Origin of the sequence: Aureimonas pseudogalii, from assembly GCF_014196835.1 — a bacterium.
In the GTDB taxonomy this organism is placed as follows: domain Bacteria; phylum Pseudomonadota; class Alphaproteobacteria; order Rhizobiales; family Rhizobiaceae; genus Aureimonas; species Aureimonas pseudogalii.
The window spans coordinates 122,178-143,744 of the sequence record NZ_JACIEK010000006.1 but is presented as its reverse complement, the minus strand read 5'-3'; the positions used below and the strand labels follow the sequence as shown (position 1 = coordinate 143,744).

Here is a 21,567-nt window from a genome sequence, read left to right as displayed (position 1 = left end):
AGGAAGTTGCCTCTCTCACGGCAGTGTCGGTCTTCGTCGCCGGCTTTGCCCTGCTGCTTCATATCGTCTGAGCATCACGTTTTGGCCCTCCCGAATGTGACTGTGGTCGCACACGCAAAAGAGCGGGGAGAGTCCGTGCGGTATGGTGTAGCAAGCTGGCGAAGGTCCACCGGCGCGCCTATTGCAGAAGGGTAGTGGCGCAGCGGCCGCCGGAACTGTTGAGGATCTGCCGTGGCTGACGCATCGACCGCACCATCGCCCCTGCGCTTCGTTCACCTGCGCGTGCACAGCGCCTTCTCGCTGCTCGAAGGCGCGCTGAGGGTCGATCAGATCGTCAAGTTCGCGAAGGGCGACGGCGCACCGGCCATCGGGATCGCCGACACCAACAATCTCTTCGGCGCCTTGGAGTTCTCGGAAAAGGCTGCGAAGTCCGGCATCCAGCCGATCATCGGCTGCCAGCTGGAGGTCGATTTCGGCGACGCCGAGGTCAACCCGCGCGACCGCTCCGGTTTCGGATCGGCGGCGCCCCTCGTGTTCATCGCGGCCACCGATCGCGGCTACGAGAATCTCGTCGAACTCGTGTCACTCGCCTATCTCGCGCATGACGGCAACGCACGGCCGCACCTGCTCGCCGCGTGGCTGGACGAGCGGACCGACGGCATCATCGTGCTCACCGGCGGTCCGCTCGGACCCATCGGCACCGCGATCGCCGTCGGGCAGGGCGGCTTGGCGCGCAGCCGGTTGGAACGTCTCGCCGCGCTCTACGGCGACCGGCTCTATGTCGAGCTGCAGCGGCACGAGGGACGGGGACGGCGCACCGAGGCCGAGACGCTGGCGCTGGCCTACGATCTTGGGCTGCCGATCGTCGCGACGAACGAACCCTTCTTCTTCTGCGAGGCCGATTTCGATGCGCATGACGCGTTGATCGCCGTCGCGTCCAACCGTCTGGTGAGCCAGGAGGACCGGCGTCGTATGACGAAGGGGCATTGCCTGAAGCCGCAGGACGAGATGGCCGCGCTCTTCGCCGACCTGCCGGAGGCGCTGGAGAACACGATCGAGATCGCGCGTCGCTGCTCGACGCGGGTTCGTACGCGCAAGCCTATCCTGCCGCGCTTCGCGGGCGCCGACGCCGATGCGGCGGAGGCCGAGCTGGTGGAAGCCGGCGAGCTTCGGCGGCAGGCGGAGGAGGGGCTGGAAGCACGGCTCGCCTTCCACGGTCCGGCGCCGGGACAGACTGCCGAGATCTATCGTGAGCGTTTGGCCTTCGAACTCGGCGTCATCGAGCGGATGAAGTTTCCCGGCTACTTCCTGATCGTCGCCGACTTCATCAAATGGGCGAAGGCCCACGGCATACCGGTGGGGCCGGGCCGTGGTTCCGGGGCCGGTTCGCTCGTCGCCTATTCGCTGACGATCACCGATCTCGATCCGCTGCGCTTCGCGCTTCTGTTCGAACGCTTCCTCAATCCCGACCGCGTGTCGATGCCCGATTTCGACATCGACTTCTGCCAGGAACGGCGAGAGGAGGTCATCCGTTACGTCCAGCAGAAATACGGGCGCGAGCAGGTGGCGCAGATCATCACCTTCGGCTCGATGCAGGCGCGCGCCGTGCTGCGAGACGTCGGTCGCGTGCTCGAAATGAGCTATGGCCACGTCGACAAGCTCTGCAAGCTGGTGCCACAGAACCCGGCGAACCCGGTGACGTTGGCGCAGGCGCTGGAGGACGAGCCGCGTCTGCAGGAAGAGCGACAGAAGGAAGAAGTGGTCGATCGCCTGCTGACGATCGCGCTCAAGCTCGAAGGGCTCTACCGGCACGCCTCGACCCACGCGGCCGGCATCGTGATCGGCGACCGGCCGCTGTCGAAGCTGGTGCCGATGTATCGCGATCCGCGCTCCGACATGCCGGTGACGCAGTTCAACATGAAGTGGGTCGAGCAGGCCGGCCTCGTGAAGTTCGACTTCCTCGGCCTGAAGACGCTGACGACGCTGAAGACCGCCGTCGATCTCATCGCGCGGCGTGGCATCGCGATCGATCTCGGCGCGCTGCCGCTCGACGACAAGCCGTCCTACGAGATGATGACGCGCGGCGAGACGGTGGGCGTGTTCCAGGTGGAATCGGTCGGCATGCGCAAGGCGCTGATCGGCATGCGTCCCGACTGTTTCGAGGACATCATCGCGCTCGTCGCGCTCTACCGGCCGGGGCCGATGGAGAACATCCCCGTCTACAACGCCCGCAAGCACAAGGAGGAAGAGGTCGAGATCATCCATCCGAAGATCGAGCCGATCCTTCGGGAGACGCAGGGCGTCATCGTTTATCAGGAGCAGGTGATGCAGATCGCCCAGGTCCTGTCGGGCTACACCCTCGGCGAGGCCGACCTGCTGCGCCGCGCCATGGGCAAGAAGATCCGCGCCGAAATGGACGTGCAGCGCGTCCGTTTCGTCGATGGCTGCGTCAAGAACGAGATCGGAAAGGCGCAAGCCAACACGATCTTCGATCTTCTGGCGAAGTTCGCCGACTATGGCTTCAACAAGAGCCATGCGGCCGCCTATGCGCTCGTCGCCTATCAGACGGCCTATCTCAAGGCGAACTATCCCGTCGAGTTCCTCGCCGCGTCGATGACCCTTGACACGGGCAACACCGACAAGCTCAACGATTTCCGTCTCGACGCCAAGCGCCTCGGCATCGAGGTGGTGCCGCCCTCGGTGCAGGTGTCGCATCGCGCCTTCGAGGTGGAGGACGGCAAGATTCTTTATGCGCTTGCGGCCATCAAGGGCGTTGGCGAGCAGGCGGTCGATCACATCGTGGAGCGGCGCAACGACGGCGGCGCGTTCGTCAGTCTCGAGGATTTCTGTGCTCGGATCGATCCACGGATCGTCAACAAGCGCACCTTGGAGCATTTGATTTCGGCCGGCGCGCTCGACGGATTCGGCCACGACCGCGCACGGCTCTGCGGCAATCTCGAGCGCCTCTCGGCCTATGCGGCTCTGGCGCAGGAGGGTCGCACCTCCGGGCAGCATGACATGTTCGGCGGTGCGGGTTCGGGCCCGGAGCCGCTCAAGCTCAACGAGACGCCGGGCTGGACCGGGGCTGCGAAATTGCTGCGGGAGTTCCAGGCGATCGGCTTCTATCTCTCCGCTCACCCGCTCGACGAGTACAAGGCGGCGATGAAGCGGCTGAAGGTCAACAGCTATGCCGAAGTGGTGGCCGGCGTCCGCCGCGGCCAGTCCGCCGCCCGTCTGGCCGGCACGGTGACCTCGCGCCAGGAGCGCAAGACGCGAACCGGCGGCAAGATCGGCATCGTGCAACTTTCGGACGCGACGGGCCAGTACGAGGTGGTGCTCTTCACGGAGACGCTGATCGCCTTCCGCGACATGCTGGAGCCCGGCGCCTCGGTGATCGTCACGGTCGCCGCCGAAGACCGCCCGGAGGGCATCTCGCTGCGCGCCTCGCAGGTGCAGTCGCTGGAGGCGGAGGCCGAGAAGATGCAGCGGGGCCTGCGCGTCTTCCTGCGCGACGCCAAGCCGTTCGAGATCTTCCGCTCGCAGTTGAAGGCGGGAGGCGACAGCGACGTCTCGCTCATTCTGATGCGCGACGACGGCGAGCGGGAAGTCGAGATCGCCCTGCCGGGCAAGTTCCGTGTCTCACCGCAGATGGCCAGCGCGATCAAGGCGTCGCCCGGGGTGCTCGACGTCGAGCTCGTGTGACAGCGAGATGGCGTCTCTCGGGGCCGTCGAGGGCCGGGCGGGGCTGCTCTACCGTTCGTCGCCAAGAACGATGGCTTGGAGGATCGCTTCCGCCTCGGGCCAGTCGACTGCCGATCGGGCGCCCGACGGCAGCGGGGGAAGATGCTGGCGGAAGCGCGGATCGGCCATTAGGTGAACGAGATGGACGTCCGGCGCGCTGCGGCGAACGCCGACGAGATTGGGCGGCAGATCGTCGACGAAGGCGATGGGGCCACGCCAGCGCTTGCGCATCTCGGCGAGAAACGCGCCTTTGGGACGATCGGTCGCAATCATCGGAGCGCGGAGTCCTACCTTGTTCAGCAAGGCTCGCCGCTGCTCGTAGAAAGACGGCGTCATCGCCGTCAGGAACACGACGTCGGCGATCTCGGACAGACGCTCGACCGCCTGCACGACGCCATCGACGGGCGACTGGCGCCGCGCCTGTTCGGCGTAGAGCTGCGCGGTGATGCCATCGAGCGAATGGCCGGTGAGCGCTGCGCCGGTCGAGAGGGAGCGGACGTTGCCGGTCAGCTTGAAGCTGTCGAAATGCAACTGCGCGCCATGCTCGGCCAGGAGATCACAGAAGGGCGCGATGAAATGCAGCACCACTTCGTCGATATCGAGAACGACGAGGGCGTCGTGCTGCTGGGGAAGGCTGGTGACATCCGGTCCGACGGTGACGGAAGCGGCGATCAAAACGGGAAGTCCGATTGTTCGGGAGCCAGCGTTCGTCGGGCAGCGGCGACACGCTGCGGCGGAATGTTCGCGTAAGCCGCAAAATCGTCGAGCGTCTTCTCGTCGTTCAGGACGAAGTCGAGAACGCCGGCAAGAAACAGGGGTTCGCCCGCGGCTTGCCGAATGTTCTCGAGTTCCAGACCGGTCAACCGCAGGAAGCGGTTGAAGAGAAGGGGCTCGCTCGCGATGTAGCTGAGCGCGTCAATGGCCACCCCGCTGGCCGCCTCGTCGGTTCCAGCCGTGCCGTCGCTGACCGTCATGCCGCTCTCCTAACCATATCCGGATTGATTCCCCATTTCTTAAATCAAATTGCGCTAGGTCTTGGAAATGGAAGCTGGGGTCCAGCCGACATGGGGTCTGTCAGTGGGGTAGCGAGTATGACCAAGACCGTCATGATCGTCGAAGACAACGAACTGAACATGAAGCTGTTTCGCGACCTCATCGAGGCTCACGGATACCGCACGGTTCAAACGCGCAGCGGATTGACGGCGACGGATCTCGCGCGAGAAACCCGCCCCGATCTGATCCTCATGGATATCCAATTGCCCGAAATTTCGGGACTCGACGTCACGCGGCAGTTGAAAGCCGATCCGGAACTCCGATCGATTCCGGTGATCGCCGTCACGGCCTTTGCCATGAAGGGCGACGAAGAGAGGATTCGGCAAGGCGGGTGCGAGGCCTATATCTCCAAACCGATATCGGTGGTTCGCTTCATCGAGACCATCAAGTCGTTTCTCGGGGACAAGTGAGTTGCCATGACTGCCAAGATCCTCGTCGTCGACGATCAGCCGATCAACCTGCGCCTGATGCAGGCTCGGCTGCGCGACGAATATTTCGAGGTCATTCTCGCGACCTCCGGCGCCGAGGCGATCGAGATCTGCCGGCGCGAAACCGTCGATCTCGTGCTGCTCGACGTGATGATGCCGGAGATGGACGGGTATGAGGTCTGCCGCCGCCTCAAGGCGGATCCGGCGTGTCGGCATATCCCGGTGGTTCTCATCACGGCGCTGGACGACATGCGCAACCGCATCACGGGCCTCGAGGCGGGAGCTGACGACTTCCTGACCAAACCCGTCCGCGACCTGCCGCTATTTTCGCGGATTCGCAGCCTGACGCGGCTCAAGATCCTGTCGGACGAGATGCGCACGCGCGCCGAGACCACGATGCGGGTGCTGGCCGGCAACGAGGCGGATGCAGTCGCCGAGAGCGGGACCGGAGGTTCCGTCCTCGTCGTCGTGGACTCGCCGGCGGAGGGCGAGCGGCTCTCGCGAATCCTGCGGAGCGAACATACGGTTCGGGTTCATGTCGGACCGGTGGCGGATCTCGAAGCCGCGGCCATCGAGCCGACCGATCTTCTGGCGATCGATCTCCAGGCCGAGTCGTTCGATCCGCTACGACTCTGTTCGCTCGTGCGTTCGAACGAGGCGACGAGACCGCTGCCGATTCTCGTGCTGGCCTCCGACGGGCGCGACGAGACACGCATCGCGAAGGCGCTCGAGCTCGGCGCCAACGACTATATCCTGCGACCCGTCGATCGGAACGAATTGCTGGCGCGAGCGCGCACGCAGGTCAAGCGCAGGCGGTATGACGAAAGCCTGCGTCGCAGCCTGCAACAGACGATCGAACTGGCAACGGTCGATGCGCTCACCGGCCTGTCCAACCGCCGCTTCTTCGAGAGCCACCTGACCGCTTCGATCGCGCGCGCGCGCACGGACGCCAAGGATCTCTCGCTGCTGATCGCCGACATCGACCACTTCAAGCAGATCAACGACGGCTGGGGCCATGCCGTCGGCGACGGCGTGCTGCGCGACGTCGCAGCGCGTACGCGCGACAGCCTTCGCGCTTGCGACCTCGCCTGCCGGATCGGCGGCGAGGAGTTCGTCGTGGTGATGCCGGACGCCGACAGCGAAGCAGCGGCTGCGATTGCCGAGCGCCTTCGGCGCGTCGTCGCCGACCAACCGTTCCCTATCGGCGGCGAAATGATCTCGGTCACCATCAGCGTCGGCTTCAGCACGCTGATCGCCGACGATACCGATGCCACGCTGACCAAGCGCGCCGATCAGGCGCTCTACGAGGCGAAACGCCTCGGTCGGAACCGGGTGGTTCTACGGGCGGCCTGAACGGGCGCCCGCCCTTAACCATTCATGAAAAGATCACAGGCAATTTGAGGCTTCGACGTTGCGCTGAAACCGATTCTCGGCGAACGTCGATTCGAAGGGTTCGAGACACAGGCAAGCACCTGGTTTCAGTTTCCCCATGGAATGCTCAGGTCCGCCGCATCTCCTGGGTCCCGTGGGGCGGTCGGTCGGCAGCCGGTCATATGCGGTGTCCTCGCGCCGCGATTGGCCTGCCGGCCGGCCACTTCGCTAACCTGTGCGCCATTTCCCCAAGTCGATCTTCGAAGCCGCGCTCCCGCTGAGCCGCGGCTCGTTTTCGTTTGTGAACGTGGTGCCGACGTATCGTCGTGCGGCCGAGATCCACGGAGACGCGAGACGCAAAAACGCCGCCCGGAGGCGGCGGATTCTTCGTCGTCGCGAAGACGGCAGACCTTACTTGATCTTCGCCTCGCGGAACTCGACATGCTTGCGAGCCACCGGATCGTACTTCGTCTTGACCATCTTATCGGTCATCGTACGGCTGTTCTTCGTAGTGACGTAGAAGAAGCCGGTATCAGCGGTGCTGAGCAGCTTGATCTTGATCGTTGTAGCCTTGGCCATAGTCTTCCATCCGTCTGGCGAAATCACGTCCTGCGCTTCGCGGTGAGCCGGACAGACTTCGCGCTGGGCAAGCAGGAGATCGATTGGGTCGATACGGTCTCGAACCGCAACCGGCACGACACCAGGCGGGCGCACAGAACATGGCCCGTCTCTTGGCGCGGACACTACGCATCGCCGCGCTCAAGTCAAGAGCGGCGGGCGCTTCGAGCGGTTCGGATGCCGATGGGAACGAGGTAGGCGGCAAAGAGAAGGGCCAGCGCGTAGGCGAAGCCATCGCGCCCCAGCGTATCCATCGCACCGCCGATCATCTGGGGACCGACGAGCATGCCCAGCGAGTAGCAGAAGATGAATGCCGCGTTGGCCGCGGCAAGTTCGGTGCCGGACAGGCGTGAGCCGAGATGCGCCAGCCCCACCGTGTAGAGGCCGGCCACGCCGCCGCCCCAGACGAACAGCGTCGCCGCCACGAGCCACCAGCTCTCCATCAGCCAGGGCAGCGCCAGCGCGCCAGTGAGCCCCACGAGTGCGAAAGCCAGCAGCATCCATCGGCGATCGGGCACGCGATCGCTGAGAAGCCCGATGGGGATCTGCATCAGCACGCTGCCGAGGCCGATGACGGTGAGGAGCCGCGCCGCGCCCGCCTCGGAGAAACCATGCGCATGGCCGTAGAGCGGGAAGAGGGCAAACCCGCCTGATTCGACGGCGCCGAAGACGAGGACGGCGCCGGTCGCCGCCGGAACGGCGAAGATGAAGCGACGGAACGAGCCGCTGCTGCTCGATTCGATCTTCGGTTCCCGGTTCCAGGCGAGGAACAGTGGAATGGCGGCGGCGAAGATCACGCCCGCTCCGATGCCGAACGGGAGGAAGCCGGCGCTGCCAACCACCGAAAACAGGAAGGGCCCGAGGGCGAACCCCATGGCCAGGACGGTGGCGTAGATCCCGAGAATCAGCCCGCGCCTACCGGGCGGGCAGGCGGCGTTGATCCAGAATTCCGACAGCACGAACATCGCAGTGATCGCGAAATGGAAGACGAGGCGGAGCGGAAACCAGGTCCACAGGGGGACGAAGACGTAGAAGCCGATCGCGGCGAGGCCGGCCGCGACGATGGAGACGAGCATCGTCGTGTGGACGCCGATTCGGCGCGCGATGGGCGTGACGAGCGGGGCGGCCAGAAGCGAAGCCAGGCCGGCGACGGCAGTGTTGACGCCGATCATCGTCGGCGACGTGCCGCGCTGCTCGAGAATGACGCTGAGCAGTGGCAGCCCGAGGCCGAGCGCGACGCCGACGGCGGTGATCGATGCGATGGCGGCTGCGATGCCCAAGCGATCGATCGGCTGGAGATCGCGGTCGTCCGGCCCGATGCCGTCCATCGTGTCGCTCATGTCCATCGGGGGGCCTGCTCGCCGAACGTCGATCCGACATGGGGGCGGAGGCGGGTGAGGGGATGGCGGAAGCGATCGAACCGCCCCGTCTCGATCCACGCGGCGGCCTGCGCAAGGACGGCGCGCGTTACCTCGATCAGCGGGAAGCAGGCGGCCTCGTCGGCGGTCATCCACTCCACCATGTCGAACTCGTCCGTCGGGGGTGTCGCAATGGCTTGCATGGCATAGCCCCGTGACACCAGAAAGAACCGCGTGTCGTATCGGCGCACGAACCCTTCGGGCGCGACGGCGCGTGCCATCGGCACCAGCTGCCGGTTTGCAGGGCGAACGCCGCGTTGCGCGAAATCTCGCCAGAAGGGCGCCCGCGACCGGAAGCGAGCGGGCTCGCAGATCATCACGCCGGTTTCTTCAAAGGTCTCGCGAATGGCGGCGAGCACAAGCGCGATGTCACGGAGCGGGGCCGGGGACGAAGTGGTAGCCGTTCGACGAGCGAACGACGCCCGTCTGCAAAGATCCGCGGCAAGATGCGCGTCCGACGTTTCGAGCTTGCCTCCGGGAAACACGAGATGACCGGGCATGAAGACATGGCGAGCGCTTCGAAGTCCCATGAGGAAACGCGGTGGATTGCAGCGGTCATCGTAAACCACGAGCGAAGCGGCATCGCGGGGGCGCACGGCTTGAGCCGCTCGTCCCGCCGGTTCGGGGGTCGGCGTCGAGCGATCGAGGCGAACCAACGTCAGTGATCGGCCCCGGCCGGCGCTTCGCCGAAGCCATGCATCCGGATGGCCCATTGCAGGCCGATCGTCGCGCCCTTGAGCGGGCGCAGCAGCACGAGCGAGAGAACGAGCGTCACCGGGATCCAGATGGCCAGATGAGCCCAAAGCGGCAGTACCGTCACCTCCTCGACGCCCATGAAGAGCGCGACCACGAGATGGCCGACGATGAACACGGTGAGGTAGGGCGGCAGGTCGTCGGCGCGGTGATGATGAAACTCTTCGCCGCAGACCGAGCAAGCTTCGACACTCGTCAGGAACCCCGCAAAGAGCTTGCCCTCTCCGCAATGCGGACACCGCATGAGCAGGCCGCGGCCGATGGATCGCCAGAGGTTCCTCCGCTCGCCGGCTCCAGGCTCGACAGACCGATGGGTCTCGATCCGGGCGGCGGTGGCGGGGGTGTCGGTCATCGTCTCTTCCTGTTCTTTCCGCCGGGCCCACCGCTTCGGCCGGGGCGCGACGCCTTCACGCTGCGACGGCCCGCCTTGTGGAACGAGGCGTTCGACGCCGGGAGTTCGCGCGGCTCGGTCAGCATCTCGAACCGCATCGAGCCTGCCAGCGGAATGGCTTCCACCAGCTTCACCTCGACGCTGTCTCCAAGGCGAAAACCGCGCTTGCTGCGTTCGCCGACCAGTGAATGCGCGATCTCGTCGTAGTGGTAATAGTCTGCGCCGAGTGTCGAGATGGGGATGAAACCATCCGCGCCGAAGGCCGGCAACTGGACAAAGAGTCCAGCCTGCGTGACGCCCGCGATCCGGCCATCGAAGGCATCGCCGACGCGTTCGGCCAGATGATGCGCGATCAGCCGGTCCACCGTGTCGCGTTCGGCGGCCATGGCGCGCCGTTCCGCCCGGCTGATCTCGTCGGCCGTCTGCTCGAGTTGGTCCTCTTCCTCGCGGCTGAGGCCGCCGGCGCCAAGCCCGAGCGCCGTGACGAGCGCGCGGTGCACGACGAGATCGGCGTAGCGGCGAATGGGCGAAGTGAAATGCGCGTAGCGCATCAGGTTCAACCCGAAATGCCCGATGTTTTCCGGCGAATAGCTCGCCTGGCTCTGCGAGCGCAGCACCACCTCGTTGACGAGGCTTTCGTGGTCGGTGTCCTTCACCGCCGCGAGGATGCCGTTGAAATGCGCCGGACGAAGCGCACCGCTCTTGGCGAGCGGCAGGTCGAGCGTGCGCAGGAAGTCGCGCAGCGATTCCAGGCGCGACATCGAGGGCGCATCGTGCGCGCGGTAGATCAGCGCTTGGCGCTTCTGTTCCAGCGCCTCGGCCGCGGCGACGTTCGCCTGGATCATGCATTCTTCGATGAGCTTGTGCGCGTCGAGCCGCTCGGGGATCGTCACGCGATCGACCTGCCCGTCCGGCGTCAACACGATCTTGCGCTCGGGCAGGTCGAGTTCCAGCGGTTGGCGCTCGGCCCGCCCGCGCTTCAGCGCGGCGTAGGCGACCCAGAGCGGACGCAGCACGGTCTCGACGATGCCGGGATCCACCTCGTTCGGCGTGCCGTCGATCGCCGCCTGCGCGTCCTGATAGGCGAGCTTGGCGTGCGAGCGCATCATGATGCGGTGGAACTCGTGGCGTCGCTTCTCGCCTCGTGCGTCGAACACCATTCGCACTGCCAAGGCCGGACGGTCCACCTTCTCGCGAAGAGAGCAGAGATCGTTGGAGATCCGCTCGGGCAGCATCGGCACCACCCGATCGGGGAAGTAGACCGAGTTGCCGCGCAGCTTGGCCTCCGCGTCGAGCCGGGTGCCGGGCCGCACGTACCAGGAGACGTCCGCGATCGCGACGGTCACGACATGGCCGCCGGGGTTCGACGGATCGTCGTCCGGGCGGGCGTGGACTGCGTCGTCATGGTCCTTGGCGTCGCGGGGGTCGATGGTCACGAGCGGCAGGTCGCGCCAGTCTTCGCGGTCTTCCATCGTCGCGGGACCGGCGATCTCGGCTTCGTCCAGCACCGCCTTCGGGAAGACGTGCGGGATCGAATGTGCGTGGAGCGCGATCGTCGAGATGGCGCGTTCCGAACGCAGCGAGCCCACCACCTCGGCAACGCTGCCCTGCGGCAGGCCGGACCGGCTCTTTGCACGCGGCTCGACCTCCACGAGATCGCCGTCCTTGGCGCTGCGCGTGTCGCCAGGCTGCACGATGTATTCGAGCTGGCGCCGCTCCACCGGCTCCACCCGACCGCCGCCGCCCGGCGTCGCCCGGAAGACGCCGAGAGTCCGCGCGCCCTTGCGTTCCAACAGGCGGACGACCTTGGCCTTGGGCCCGCCGGCGGCCTCGTAGTCGAGTTCGGCCAGCACGCGGTCGCCGATGCCGGCCGCGGAGAACGGGCCGGTGGAAGCGATGCGGAAGCGCGGACGGGCACCGAGTTCACTCTCGTTCCAATCCACGGGATCGCCGAGCAGGCCGCCGTCGTCGTCGCGAGCCCGGATGTCGACGAGCGAGACGGCGGGACGTACGCCAGGCTGCGAGAAGCGCTTGCGGCTGCCCTGCAGCACGCCCTCGGCCTGCAGGTCGGCGATGATGTCCTTGAGGAGGACGCGAGCCTCGCCTTTCACGCCGAAGGCGTCGGCGAGATCGCGCTTGGTGGCTAGGTCGGGGTTCTCCGCCACGAAGCGCAGAACCGCTTCCCGGCTGAGCGAGCGAGTGTCCGAGGTCGGTTTCGCCCGTCGTGCCATCGTGTCGTCCTAGTCTGCCTTGGCCTTGGCCTTCGGGGCCTTGATCAGTTCGGTTTTTGGCGGCGCCTTCGGAGCGGGCGCCGGTGCGGCTGCAGCCTTGGCCGGTGCACGTCGAGCCGCCGGCTTCTTCGCCGGCGTGGCCTCGCCTTCCGCCGCATCGCCCTTGGCCTTCGCCTTCGTCGCCGTCTTCTTGGCGGCGGGCTTCTTGGCCGAAGCCTTCTTCGGCGTCGTCCCGGTCTTCTCGGCACGCTCGTTCAGAAGCTGGATCGCCTCTTCCAGCGTCACCGACGCCGGGTCCTTGCTCTTCGGCAAGGTCGCATTGATCTTGCCAACGTTCACGTAAGGCCCGAACCGGCCCTCGCGCACCGTGATCTCACCGCCGAAGGCTGGGTGCTCGCCGAGGGTCGCGAGTGCTGCCGGAGTCGAGCGACCGCGGCCACCGCGTTCCTTTTTCTCGGCAATCACGGTCACGGCCCGGTTGAGGCCAACCGTCAGCACGTCCTCGATCGTCTCGAGGTTGGCATAGGCGCCGTCGTGCTGCAGGAACGGACCATAGCGCCCGAGCCCGGCGAGGATCGGCTTGCCGGTTTCGGGATGCAAACCGACCTCGCGCGGCAGCGAGAGGAGTTGCATCGCCTTATCGAAGTCGATGTCGGAGACCTGCCAGCCCTTCGGGATCGACGAGCGCTTGGCTTCCTTGCCGTCACCGCGCTGGACGTAAGGTCCGAATCGACCGGAGCGCAGCGTCACCGGCTCGCTGGAATCGGGATCGACGCCGAGCGTCTTCGGTTCGTTCGAGCCGTCGCCCTCGACGCCTTCGGCCTGAAGGTTGGTGCCGAGCTGACGGGTGAAGCCGCATTCGGGATAGTTCGAGCAGCCGACGAAGGCGCCGAATTTGCCGAGCTTGAGGCTGAGCTTGCCTTCGCCGCAGCGCGGACAGGCTCGCGGGTTCGAGCCGTCGCCGCGATCCGGGAAGACGAGCGGCGCCAGTTCCTCGTTCAGGGCGTCGAGCACGTCGGTGACGCGCAGTTCCTTGGTGCCGTCGACCTGCGCCGAGAAATCCGTCCAGAACTCGCGCAGCACGTCCTTCCAGGCGAGTTCGCCCGCCGATATGCCGTCGAGCTTGCCTTCGAGATCGGCCGTGAAATCGTATTCGACGTACTTCTCGAAGAAATTGTGCAGGAAGGCCGTGACCAGCCGGCCCTTCGAATCCGGGAAGAGCTTGCGCTTGTCCTGAACTATATACTGCCGGTCTTCGAGCGTCTTGAGCGTCGCGGCGTAGGTGGAAGGACGGCCGATGCCGAGTTCTTCCATGCGCTTGATCAGCGAGGCTTCCGAGAAGCGCGGCGGCGGCTCGGTGAAGTGCTGCGTCGGCTCGACGGCGCGCTTCTTCAGCGATTCGCGCGCCACGATCTCAGGCAGGCGAGCCGCATCGTCCTCCTCCTCGGCGGCGGCTGCTGCGTCCGGCGTCTTCGAATCGTCGCGATGTTCCTGATAGGCGCCGAGGAACCCCTCGAAGCGCACCACCGAGCCGGTGGCCCGCAGCGTCGCACGGCGTCCACCGTTCTCGGCGGTGATCTCGGCCGTCGTGCGCTCGATCTCGGCCGACGCCATCTGGCTGGCGATCGCCCGCTTCCACACGAGGTCGTAGAGCCGTGCCTGGTCGCGGTCGAGGAAGGCCTCCATGTCCTTCGGGTGCCGGTCGAAGCTCGTCGGGCGAATGGCCTCGTGGGCCTCCTGCGCGTTCTTCGCCTTCGTCGTGTAGAGGCGCGCCTTCTCGGGCACGAAGCGCGCGCCGAAGGTCTTGCCGATGGCGGCGCGCGCCTCGTCGATCGCCTCCGGCGCCATCTGCACGCCGTCGGTTCGCATGTAGGTGATGAGACCGACGGTCTCGCCGCCGATGTCCATGCCCTCATAGAGGCGCTGCGCCACCTGCATGGTGCGCGAGGCGTTGAAGCCGAGCTTGGCGGAGGCCGCCTGCTGCAGGGTGGAGGTGGTGAAGGGCGGGCCGGGATTGCGGCGCGTCGGCTTGGCCTCGACGCTCGCCGCCTGGAACGAGGCGCCGTTCAGCATGTCACGGATCTCGAAGGCGCGCGTCTCGTTGCCGATCGACAGGCGCCCGAGCTTCTCGCCCTCGAACGAGGTCAGCCGCGCCACGAACTCTTCGTCGCGCGGCGTCGAGAGCTTGGCGGCGATCTGCCAGTATTCATCGGTCTTGAAGCGCTCGATCTCCGCCTCGCGATCGCAGACGAGGCGCAGGGCCACAGACTGCACGCGACCGGCCGAGCGGGCGCCGGGCAGCTTGCGCCACAGCACAGGCGACAGCGTGAAGCCGACGAGATAGTCGAGCGCGCGGCGCGCCAGATAGGCGTCCACCAGCGGCACGTCGATCTCGCGTGGGTTCTCCATCGCGTCGAGCACGGCCTTCTTGGTAATGGCGTTGAAGACGACGCGGCTGACAGGCTTGTCTTTCAGCACCTTCTTCTGCTTCAGAACCTCCAGCACATGCCAGGAGATCGCCTCGCCCTCGCGATCCGGATCGGTCGCGAGAATCAGGCGATCGGACGACTTCAGGGCGGTGGCGATGTCGCTCAGGCGCTTCTGGGAGGGCTTGTCGACCTCCCAGTCCATCGAGAAGTCCTCGTCCGGGCGAACCGAACCATCCTTCGCCGGCAGATCCCGCACGTGACCGAACGACGCCAGCACCTTGTAGTTGCTGCCGAGATACTTGTTGATCGTCTTCGCTTTGGCCGGCGATTCGACGATGACGAGATCCATGAGGCGTTGGTCCTGGGGAGCGGGCAGGGGCGGCCGAACGGCGCCGTGCCGGGAATTGTCTTCGTTCACATGGACAGCCGGAGCGCGGCGGTCAACCCCGGCCGTCCCGTGGTGCCTTCGCAGGAGCCACTGCCGAAGGGTCTAGGAAAGCAGTGCGACACGGCCACCGGCATGGCGCTCGAGCCGTCCGGCGAGGTCGAGTTCGAGGAGTACGGTCTGCAGCTCGGCCGGGTCCGCGCCGCTCTGCGCCAGAATGTCCTCGAGGCTCGTGGGCGTCGCGCCGAGGGCGTCGAGAATGCGACGCCGGTCGCGATCCGCAGGCTCGTGGTCCGGCTCGTCGGCGATTTCGTCCTCCACCGGCGCAGGATGCGAGCGGCGCGCGCGCGGATCGAGCGGCGACAGCGCTTCCAGAATGTCGGCGGTCTCGGTCGTCAACGTCGCGCCGTCCTTCAGCAGCCTGTTCGTGCCGGCGGCGCGCGGGTCGAGCGGCGAGCCCGGCACCGCGAAGACGAGGCGGCCGAGTTCGCCGGCGAGGCGCGCGCTGATGAGCGAACCCGAACGCAGCGCCGCCTCGACCACGAGGACGCCCGCCGCCAGACCGACGACCACCCGGTTGCGGCGGGGAAAGTCGGCGGCGCGCGGCTCCCAGCCGAACGGCATCTCGGTGACGAGGCAGCCGCCGCCATCCACGATGCGGCGCATCAACGCCTTGTTCTCCCGCGGATAGGGCTTGTCCAGCCCGCCGGCGAAGACACCGATCGTGCCGGTGGGCAGGCTGGCCTCATGGGCGGCGGTGTCGATGCCCCGCGCCAGGCCGGAGACGATCACATGACCGGCTTCGCCGAGTTCGCGGGCGAACATCGCCGTCAGCCGCGCTCCGGCGGCAGACGCATTGCGGGCGCCGACGATCGCCACCGCCGGTTGCTGCAACGGGGCGAGAGCCCCCATGACGGCGAGAACGGGCGGCGCCGCGTCGGCTTCGCGCAGCAGCGGAGGGTAGTCGGGCTCACCCCAGCAGACGAACCGGGCGCCGAAGCGGGCTGCGAGCGCAAGTTCCGCGTCGATAGTGTCCTGCGAGGGGATCCGCGGTGTATGCCGCGTTCCGCCGCGCACGGCGAGATCCGGAAGCGCATCGAGCGCCGCACTTGCGCTGCCGAAGCGGCGCAGCAGGCCGGCGAAGGTCACGGGACCGACGTTCTCGGTGCGGATCAGGCGAAGGCGTGCGACACGTTCGTCATCTCCCAGCGGTGCGCCACGCCTCGGCGGCATCGTCAGCCCTTCGCTCCGATCTTGCCTTCCGTGCCGGCGCGCAGGCGCGCGATGTTGGGCGCGTGCTTGATGAAGACGAAGACTGTGAGAAGGGCCGTCAACGCCGCGGCGAGCGAGTCACCGAGCGCGAGATAGGCGATGGGCACCACCAGCGTGGCCGTGAGCGCCGCGAGCGAGGAATAGCGGAACAGCTTCGCCATGCCGAGCCAGACCGCGGCGAAGACGAGGACGCCGACCGGCGCGAAGCCGAGGAGGACGCCGATATAGGTCGCGACGCCCTTGCCGCCGCGAAAGCCGAGCCAGACCGGAAAGAGGTGTCCGAGAAACGCCCCGAACCCCGCTACGGCCGCCGCGGATGCGCCCCAGCGCCACGCAATGAGGATGGGGACCGTCGCCTTCAGGAGATCGCCGAGCAGCGTCAGCGCGGCCACCTTCTTGTTGCCGGTGCGCAGCACGTTTGTGGCGCCGATATTGCCCGAGCCGATGGACCGCAGGTCTCCGAGGCCGAACGCCTTCGTCAGGATCAGGCCGAAGGCGATCGTGCCGCAAAGATAGCCGCCGATCAAGGCGACCAGCAGCGGAAGGGGTTCGGCGAAGAAGCCCTGAAACTCGCTCATCGCCTCTCGCCTTCCGTTGGGTCGCCACCGAAAACGGTCCGCCCGGCGACCACGGTCCGCACGACCTCGCCCTGGAAACGAGCGTTCTCGAAGGCCGTGTTCTTGGAACGCGAGCGGATGCGCGACTTGTCGAACAGGAACGGCGCGTCGAGATCCACCAGCGCGAAATCGGCGGGGCGCCCGACCTGCAGCGTGCCGCGATCGAGCTTGAGAAGTTTGGCGGGTGCCGTCGTCATCGCCTCGACGATCCGCGCCAGAGGCACGCGGTCGGAGTGATGCAGCCGCAAGGCGGCGGGCAGCAGCGTTTCCAGCCCGATGGCGCCGGCCTCCGCGTCGGCGAAGGGCCGGCGTTTGCCGTCGGCATCCTGCGGGTCGTGCGATGAGACGATGATGTCGATCGTACCGTCGGCCAGACCGTCGATCATCGCCTGCCGATCGTCCTCCGAGCGCAGCGGCGGCGACAGACGGAAGAAGGTCCGGTACTCGCCGATGTCGTTCTCGTTGAGCGAGAGGTGGTTGATCGACACGCCCGCCGTGGCATGCACGCCTTCGACTTTCGCCCGGCGCATCGCGGCCAGCGACAGCGCGGTGGAGAGCTTGGCCGCATGGTATCGGCAGCGCGTCAGCGCGGCGAGGCGCAGGTCGCGCTCGAGCGGAATGACCTCGGCCTCGCAAGGGATGCCGGGCAGACCCAGCCACGAGGCGAGAAGGCCTTCATTCATCACGCCAGCGCCGGTGAGATCGGCGTCCTGCGTCTCGTGCATGAACAGCGCGTCGAAGTCGCGGATATAGGTCATGATGCGGCGGATCAGGCCGCTGTTCGCGAGCGTCCGCCGACCGTCCGTGAAGGCGGGCACGCCGGCCTCGGCGAGGATGCCGATCTCGGTCATCTCGCGCCCCGCCAGCCCCTTCGTCAGCGCCGCCGAGGGAAAGACGTTGATCGCCGCGGTCTCGCGCGCCGTGCGCATCACGAACTGCGCCAGCGCCACGTCGTCGATCACCGGATCGGTGTCGGGCATGGTGAGGATCGACGTCACCCCGCCCGCGGCCGCGGCCCGGCCGACCGAGCGGATCGTCTCGCGGTGCTCGCCGCCGGGCTCGCCGATGAAGACGCGCGCATCGACGAGGCCGGGAATGAGCAGCAGGCCGCGGCCGTCGACGATCTCCGCATCGTCGGGCCGGCCGTGGTTCAGGGCGTCGGGTCCGGATGCCGCGATCACGCCGTCGATCGCGATGAGCGTTCCTGCCGCATCGAGGCCGCGCGAGGGGTCGAGGATCCGGACGTTCTCGACAATGACGGGACGCTGGGCGCTCATCGTGAGGCCTCCGAATGGTCGCCGATCAGCCATTCCATCACGGCCATCCGCACGGCGACCCCCATCTCGACCTGTTCCTCGATGACGCTCTGCGGCCCGTCCGCGATCTCCGACGCGATCTCGACGCCGCGGTTCATCGGGCCCGGATGCATCACCAGCGCGTCGGGCTTGGCGTGGCTAAGCTTCTGCGCGTCGAGGCCGAAGAAGCGGAAATACTCGCGCACCGAGGGCACGAACGAGCCCTCCATGCGCTCGCGCTGCAGCCGCAGCATCATCACGACGTCGGCGCCCGCGAGCCCGTCTTCCATGCGGCGGAAGACGCGCACACCCATCTCCTCGATGCCGGCGGGCAGCAGGGTGGACGGGGCGACGACGCGCACGTCGGCGCCGAGGGCGTTCAGCAGCAGGATGTTGGAACGCGCCACCCGGCTGTGAAGGACGTCGCCGCAGATCGCGACCACGAGGCGCGCGACACGGCCTTTGTGTCGCCGGATGGTGAGGGCGTCGAGCAGCGCCTGCGTCGGGTGCTCGTGCGCGCCGTCGCCAGCATTGACGACCGAGCAGCCAACCTTCTGCGCCAGCAGCGCGACGGCGCCGGCGGCGTGGTGGCGCACCACGAGAATGTCGGGCCGCATCGCGTTCAGCGTCATCGCGGTGTCGATGAGCGTCTCGCCCTTCTTCACCGAAGAGTTCGCCACCGACATGTTCATGACGTCGGCGCCGAGACGCTTGCCGGCCAGCTCGAACGAGGCCTGCGTGCGCGTGGAGGCCTCGAAGAACAGGTTGATCTGCGTGCGCCCCTTGAGGGCCGCCTTCTTCTTGTCGCGCCCGAGGCTCACGGCGACCTCGCTCTCGGCAAGATCCATCAGACCATGGATGTCGGGAAGCGACAGACCGGCAATGCCGAGAAGGTGTCGACGGGCGGCGGACGGAGTGGGAGAGGGCGCTGACATCGAGGTCCGCCTATAGGAGAAACCGGTCCTCCTCACAAGCGGCGGCAGAGCGCTACGCAGCGCTCGTTAACCCTAAGAAAGTCTTTCCGTTGCGAGCGGCAGCCGAAACGCGGAGTTTGGCGTTTACGATTTGTTAACGCTGGCGAGGGTGCGACCATGGCAAGATTGCCGACGAATTTCGCGTTGAGTTTGTGGCTGGGCTTCCTCGGCGTCACCGGCCTGTCGGAACTGGCTGGCCTTGCAGGGAAGTCGACGCTGCTGGGGCATGCGCTCGAAGCGCCCGCCGGGCAGGGCATGCGCGGCGTCTTCATCGCCGTCGTCATGCTCGGGACGGCCGCGCTGCTGGCGTGCGCCCTCGCCATGCTCAACACGGCCGACGAGCGGCGCGTTCGGATGGGCGAGGTTCTGGCCTTCGGCGGCATCGGCATCGCGACGAGCATGGTGGTTGCGGGTCTCCTCTTCGGAGAACCCTTCGCCAACGTCTTCGATCGAATCGACCTCGCCCTCTGGTCGGTGGCGCTCAGCCTTCTCGCGCTCGGGTTCGATACGGTCGTCCATGCGCCCGATGACGAGGAGGATGATCTCGCCTTCCGCAAGGCGTTGCTGGAGATCGAGGCCTCGATCCCTCGGGAGCGTCAAGACCGGTACATGAAGACGCCGGACACTTCGGCGGGCGAAGTCTGATGCGCTGGCTGCTCGGCCTCTGGTTCGCGCCGATCTCGTTTCTCGTCGCGTGGTTCGTTCTCGCCTCGCACGATTGGAACCTCGGCACCTTCTTCTTCTCACGCGAAATGTACGACCTCGTCTTCGCGATCTACGGGAAGACTTTGGGCGTCGCGCCGGAAAGCCTCCCGCCGCTGGTCGCCCGAGCCCTCGTTCTCGACAGTGCCATCGTCCTCGCGCTCTACGCGTTTCGGCGTCGCAAGGTCATTGCCGGATGGCTGCGCAGCCGAACTCAAGTCTCTCGCGTGGCGGCGAGGCGGGACCGCACGCTCGACAGCCTGTCCAGCGCGCCCTGAAGGATGAACGCCGCGGCGGCGGAGTCGATTCGCTCCGCCCGCTTGCGGCGTGACACGTCCATCTCCAGCATGCCGCGCTCGGCGGCAACCGTCGAAAGGCGCTCGTCCCAGAAGGACAGGGGCCGGTCGTCGAGCGGCAGGTAGTTGCGCACGAAGGCCCGGGTCGACTGGACTCGCGGTCCTTCGCTGCCGTCCATGTTCAGCGGCAGCCCCAGCACGATCGCGCCGCAGCGCTCCCTATCGAGAAAACCCTTCAGAACCTGCGCATCCACGCCGAACTTGACGCGTCGGATCACCGGGCGCGGCGTGGCGAAGCGCAGGCCGAGATCGGAGACTGCGAGGCCGATGGTCTTCGTGCCGAGGTCGAGACCCGCGACGAGGCTTCCCGGCGGCAGGTGAGCGGCGAGTTCCGTGATGTCGACGACAGGCATGAACGCTCCTTGATCGCTCGGCGTCGGCCCTATCTGTCGCCGGCAAGGCGACGGGGCCAAAGAGGCCGCGCTCCCAGACGAGGACCTCCTAGCATGAAGATGACGTATTTCGGCCACTCGGCCTTTCGGATCGACACAGGCTCGTCGGTCATCCTGATCGACCCGTTTCTTACGGGCAATCCGCACTTCAAGGGCGACGTGAAGGCGGCGACGGACGGCGCCACCCACATTCTTCTCAGCCACGGGCATTCCGATCATGTCGGCGACACCGTCGAGATCGCCAAGCGTACCGACGCAAAGGTCGCCGGCACCTACGAGCTCGTGAACTGGCTGTCGGGCAAGGGCGTCGAGAACATCGAGCCGGCGAACACCGGCGGCACGATCAAGTTCGACGACTTCTCGGTGACGTTGACGCAGGCCTTCCACTCGTCGTCCGACATTTCGGAGAATGGCGAGATCACCTATCTCGGCATGCCCAACGGCCTCGTCCTGCACTTCGCGCAAGGGCCCAGCGTCTACCACATGGGCGACACCGACATCTTTGCCGACATGGCGATCATCGAGGAACTGCACCACCCGAAGATCGGGCTGGTTCCCGTGGGCGACCGGCTGACCATGGGCGCGGCCGTCGCTGCGCTGGCCTGCCGGCGCTACTTCAACTTCGAGACGATCATTCCGCTGCATTGGGGCACGATGCCGATCCTCGATCCCAACCCCGACAAGTTCAAGGAAGCCATGGAGGACGAGGCCTCGCGCGTGAAGACGCCCACCCCCGGCGAAGCCTTCGAGATCTAGAGCGCCCTCCATTCGCCTCCGCCTCGACGTTGCGTCGGGGCGGAGGCGCCGATATAGCGGGATCCATCAGCCCCACCGCAGCTCCGAAGGATCCGCATGTCCGTCGATACCGCCACCGTGCGACGCGTCGCGCGCCTCGCACGAATCGCCGTCACCGACGAGGACGTCGCGACGATGCAGGGCGAGCTCAACTCGATCCTCGGCTTCGTCGAGCAGCTGTCCGAGGTCGACGTCTCCGGCGTCGAGCCGATGACGTCGGTCATCCCGATGGAGATGAAGAAGCGCCGCGACGTGGTGACCGATGGGCACAAGGCTGACGACATCGTCGCCAACGCGCCGGAAACCGACGAGCATTTCTTCCTGGTGCCGAAGGTCGTCGAGTAGC

20 protein-coding genes are annotated in these 21,567 nt (G+C 66.6%); 7 read left to right on the top strand and 13 right to left on the bottom strand.

Features of this window, described 5'->3' with window-relative positions; all coding sequences use genetic code 11:
• The first annotated feature begins 231 nt into the window (after positions 1–231).
• Complete coding sequence (dnaE, locus tag GGR04_RS12815; protein WP_183200281.1) at positions 232–3,702, top strand: DNA polymerase III subunit alpha; 3,471 nt, start codon at positions 232–234, stop codon at positions 3,700–3,702.
• Positions 3,703–3,750: 48 nt separating this feature from the next.
• On the opposite strand, the gene GGR04_RS12810 is transcribed toward dnaE, so the two are convergent.
• A complete protein-coding gene (locus GGR04_RS12810) occupies positions 3,751–4,416 on the bottom strand; it encodes a hypothetical protein (RefSeq protein WP_210291778.1) in 666 nt (221 codons plus the stop codon).
• Positions 4,413–4,715 carry a DUF3572 domain-containing protein gene (locus tag GGR04_RS12805; RefSeq protein WP_183200280.1) on the bottom strand — a complete coding sequence of 101 codons (303 nt, stop codon included), beginning with the start codon at positions 4,713–4,715 and terminating at the stop codon, positions 4,413–4,415. Before GGR04_RS12805 ends, GGR04_RS12810 begins: the two co-directional genes overlap by 4 nt.
• Positions 4,716–4,832: 117 nt before the next feature.
• On the opposite strand from GGR04_RS12805, the gene GGR04_RS12800 reads away from it, so the two are divergent.
• Positions 4,833–5,204 (top strand): response regulator, encoded by a 372-nt coding sequence (locus GGR04_RS12800; protein WP_183200279.1) that lies wholly within the window; start codon positions 4,833–4,835, stop codon positions 5,202–5,204.
• A 6-nt stretch (positions 5,205–5,210) separates the two neighbouring features.
• Complete coding sequence (locus GGR04_RS12795) at positions 5,211–6,575, top strand: PleD family two-component system response regulator (RefSeq protein WP_183200278.1); 1,365 nt, start codon at positions 5,211–5,213, stop codon at positions 6,573–6,575.
• Positions 6,576–7,004: 429 nt separating this feature from the next.
• On the opposite strand, the gene rpmG is transcribed toward GGR04_RS12795, so the two are convergent.
• The 10 genes from rpmG to GGR04_RS12745 all read right to left on the bottom strand — a co-directional run bounded on the left by rpmG (position 7,005) and on the right by GGR04_RS12745 (position 18,937).
• Entirely contained in the window at positions 7,005–7,172 is a 168-nt protein-coding gene (gene rpmG, locus GGR04_RS12790; protein ID WP_149298814.1) for a 50S ribosomal protein L33, read from the bottom strand.
• A gap of 185 nt (positions 7,173–7,357) precedes the next feature.
• Complete coding sequence (locus GGR04_RS12785) at positions 7,358–8,551, bottom strand: MFS transporter (protein ID WP_376769857.1); 1,194 nt, start codon at positions 8,549–8,551, stop codon at positions 7,358–7,360.
• The gene (locus tag GGR04_RS24745) at positions 8,548–8,850 is read right to left on the bottom strand and encodes a hypothetical protein (protein WP_512698879.1); all 303 of its coding nucleotides are present in this window, start codon (positions 8,848–8,850) and stop codon (positions 8,548–8,550) included. The genes GGR04_RS12785 and GGR04_RS24745 overlap by 4 nt, the downstream gene beginning before the upstream one ends.
• A gap of 437 nt (positions 8,851–9,287) precedes the next feature.
• The gene (locus tag GGR04_RS12775) at positions 9,288–9,734 is read right to left on the bottom strand and encodes a DUF983 domain-containing protein (RefSeq protein ID WP_183200276.1); all 447 of its coding nucleotides are present in this window, start codon (positions 9,732–9,734) and stop codon (positions 9,288–9,290) included.
• A complete protein-coding gene (gene rnr, locus GGR04_RS12770; protein WP_183200275.1) occupies positions 9,731–12,004 on the bottom strand; it encodes a ribonuclease R in 2,274 nt (757 codons plus the stop codon). The genes GGR04_RS12775 and rnr overlap by 4 nt, the downstream gene beginning before the upstream one ends.
• Positions 12,005–12,013: 9 nt before the next feature.
• The gene (gene topA, locus GGR04_RS12765; RefSeq protein WP_183200274.1) at positions 12,014–14,782 is read right to left on the bottom strand and encodes a type I DNA topoisomerase; all 2,769 of its coding nucleotides are present in this window, start codon (positions 14,780–14,782) and stop codon (positions 12,014–12,016) included.
• Positions 14,783–14,923: 141 nt separating this feature from the next.
• Positions 14,924–16,051 (bottom strand): DNA-processing protein DprA, encoded by a 1,128-nt coding sequence (gene dprA, locus GGR04_RS12760; RefSeq protein ID WP_183200273.1) that lies wholly within the window; start codon positions 16,049–16,051, stop codon positions 14,924–14,926.
• Between the two features lie 2 nt (positions 16,052–16,053).
• On the bottom strand, positions 16,054–16,668 hold the full coding sequence (gene plsY, locus GGR04_RS12755; protein ID WP_183200272.1) for a glycerol-3-phosphate 1-O-acyltransferase PlsY: 615 nt from the start codon (positions 16,666–16,668) through the stop codon (positions 16,054–16,056).
• Positions 16,665–17,984, bottom strand: a complete 1,320-nt coding sequence (locus GGR04_RS12750) for a dihydroorotase (protein ID WP_183200271.1) — start codon at positions 17,982–17,984, stop codon at positions 16,665–16,667. Before GGR04_RS12750 ends, plsY begins: the two co-directional genes overlap by 4 nt.
• Positions 17,981–18,937 (bottom strand): aspartate carbamoyltransferase catalytic subunit, encoded by a 957-nt coding sequence (locus tag GGR04_RS12745; protein WP_183200270.1) that lies wholly within the window; start codon positions 18,935–18,937, stop codon positions 17,981–17,983. Before GGR04_RS12745 ends, GGR04_RS12750 begins: the two co-directional genes overlap by 4 nt.
• Before the next feature lie 183 nt (positions 18,938–19,120).
• On the opposite strand from GGR04_RS12745, the gene GGR04_RS12740 reads away from it, so the two are divergent.
• Together GGR04_RS12740 and GGR04_RS12735 are read left to right on the top strand one after the other, a co-directional pair.
• Positions 19,121–19,621 (top strand): hypothetical protein, encoded by a 501-nt coding sequence (locus GGR04_RS12740; protein ID WP_210291776.1) that lies wholly within the window; start codon positions 19,121–19,123, stop codon positions 19,619–19,621.
• Positions 19,621–19,956: a DUF6105 family protein gene (locus GGR04_RS12735; protein WP_183200268.1), complete on the top strand. Its 336-nt coding sequence runs from the start codon at positions 19,621–19,623 to the stop codon at positions 19,954–19,956. The genes GGR04_RS12740 and GGR04_RS12735 overlap by 1 nt, the downstream gene beginning before the upstream one ends.
• Here GGR04_RS12735 and ruvX read toward each other — a convergent pair.
• Entirely contained in the window at positions 19,893–20,387 is a 495-nt protein-coding gene (gene ruvX, locus GGR04_RS12730) for a Holliday junction resolvase RuvX (RefSeq protein WP_183200267.1), read from the bottom strand. The two genes, GGR04_RS12735 and ruvX, sit on opposite strands and share 64 nt — an antisense overlap.
• A 93-nt stretch (positions 20,388–20,480) precedes the next feature.
• On the opposite strand from ruvX, the gene GGR04_RS12725 reads away from it, so the two are divergent.
• Both GGR04_RS12725 and gatC read left to right on the top strand, forming a co-directional pair.
• Complete coding sequence (locus GGR04_RS12725; protein ID WP_183200266.1) at positions 20,481–21,182, top strand: metal-dependent hydrolase; 702 nt, start codon at positions 20,481–20,483, stop codon at positions 21,180–21,182.
• Between the two features lie 96 nt (positions 21,183–21,278).
• Positions 21,279–21,566, top strand: coding sequence for an Asp-tRNA(Asn)/Glu-tRNA(Gln) amidotransferase subunit GatC (gene gatC, locus GGR04_RS12720; RefSeq protein WP_183200265.1), 288 nt, complete (start codon positions 21,279–21,281; stop codon positions 21,564–21,566).
• The last annotated feature ends 1 nt before the right edge of the window (position 21,567 follow it).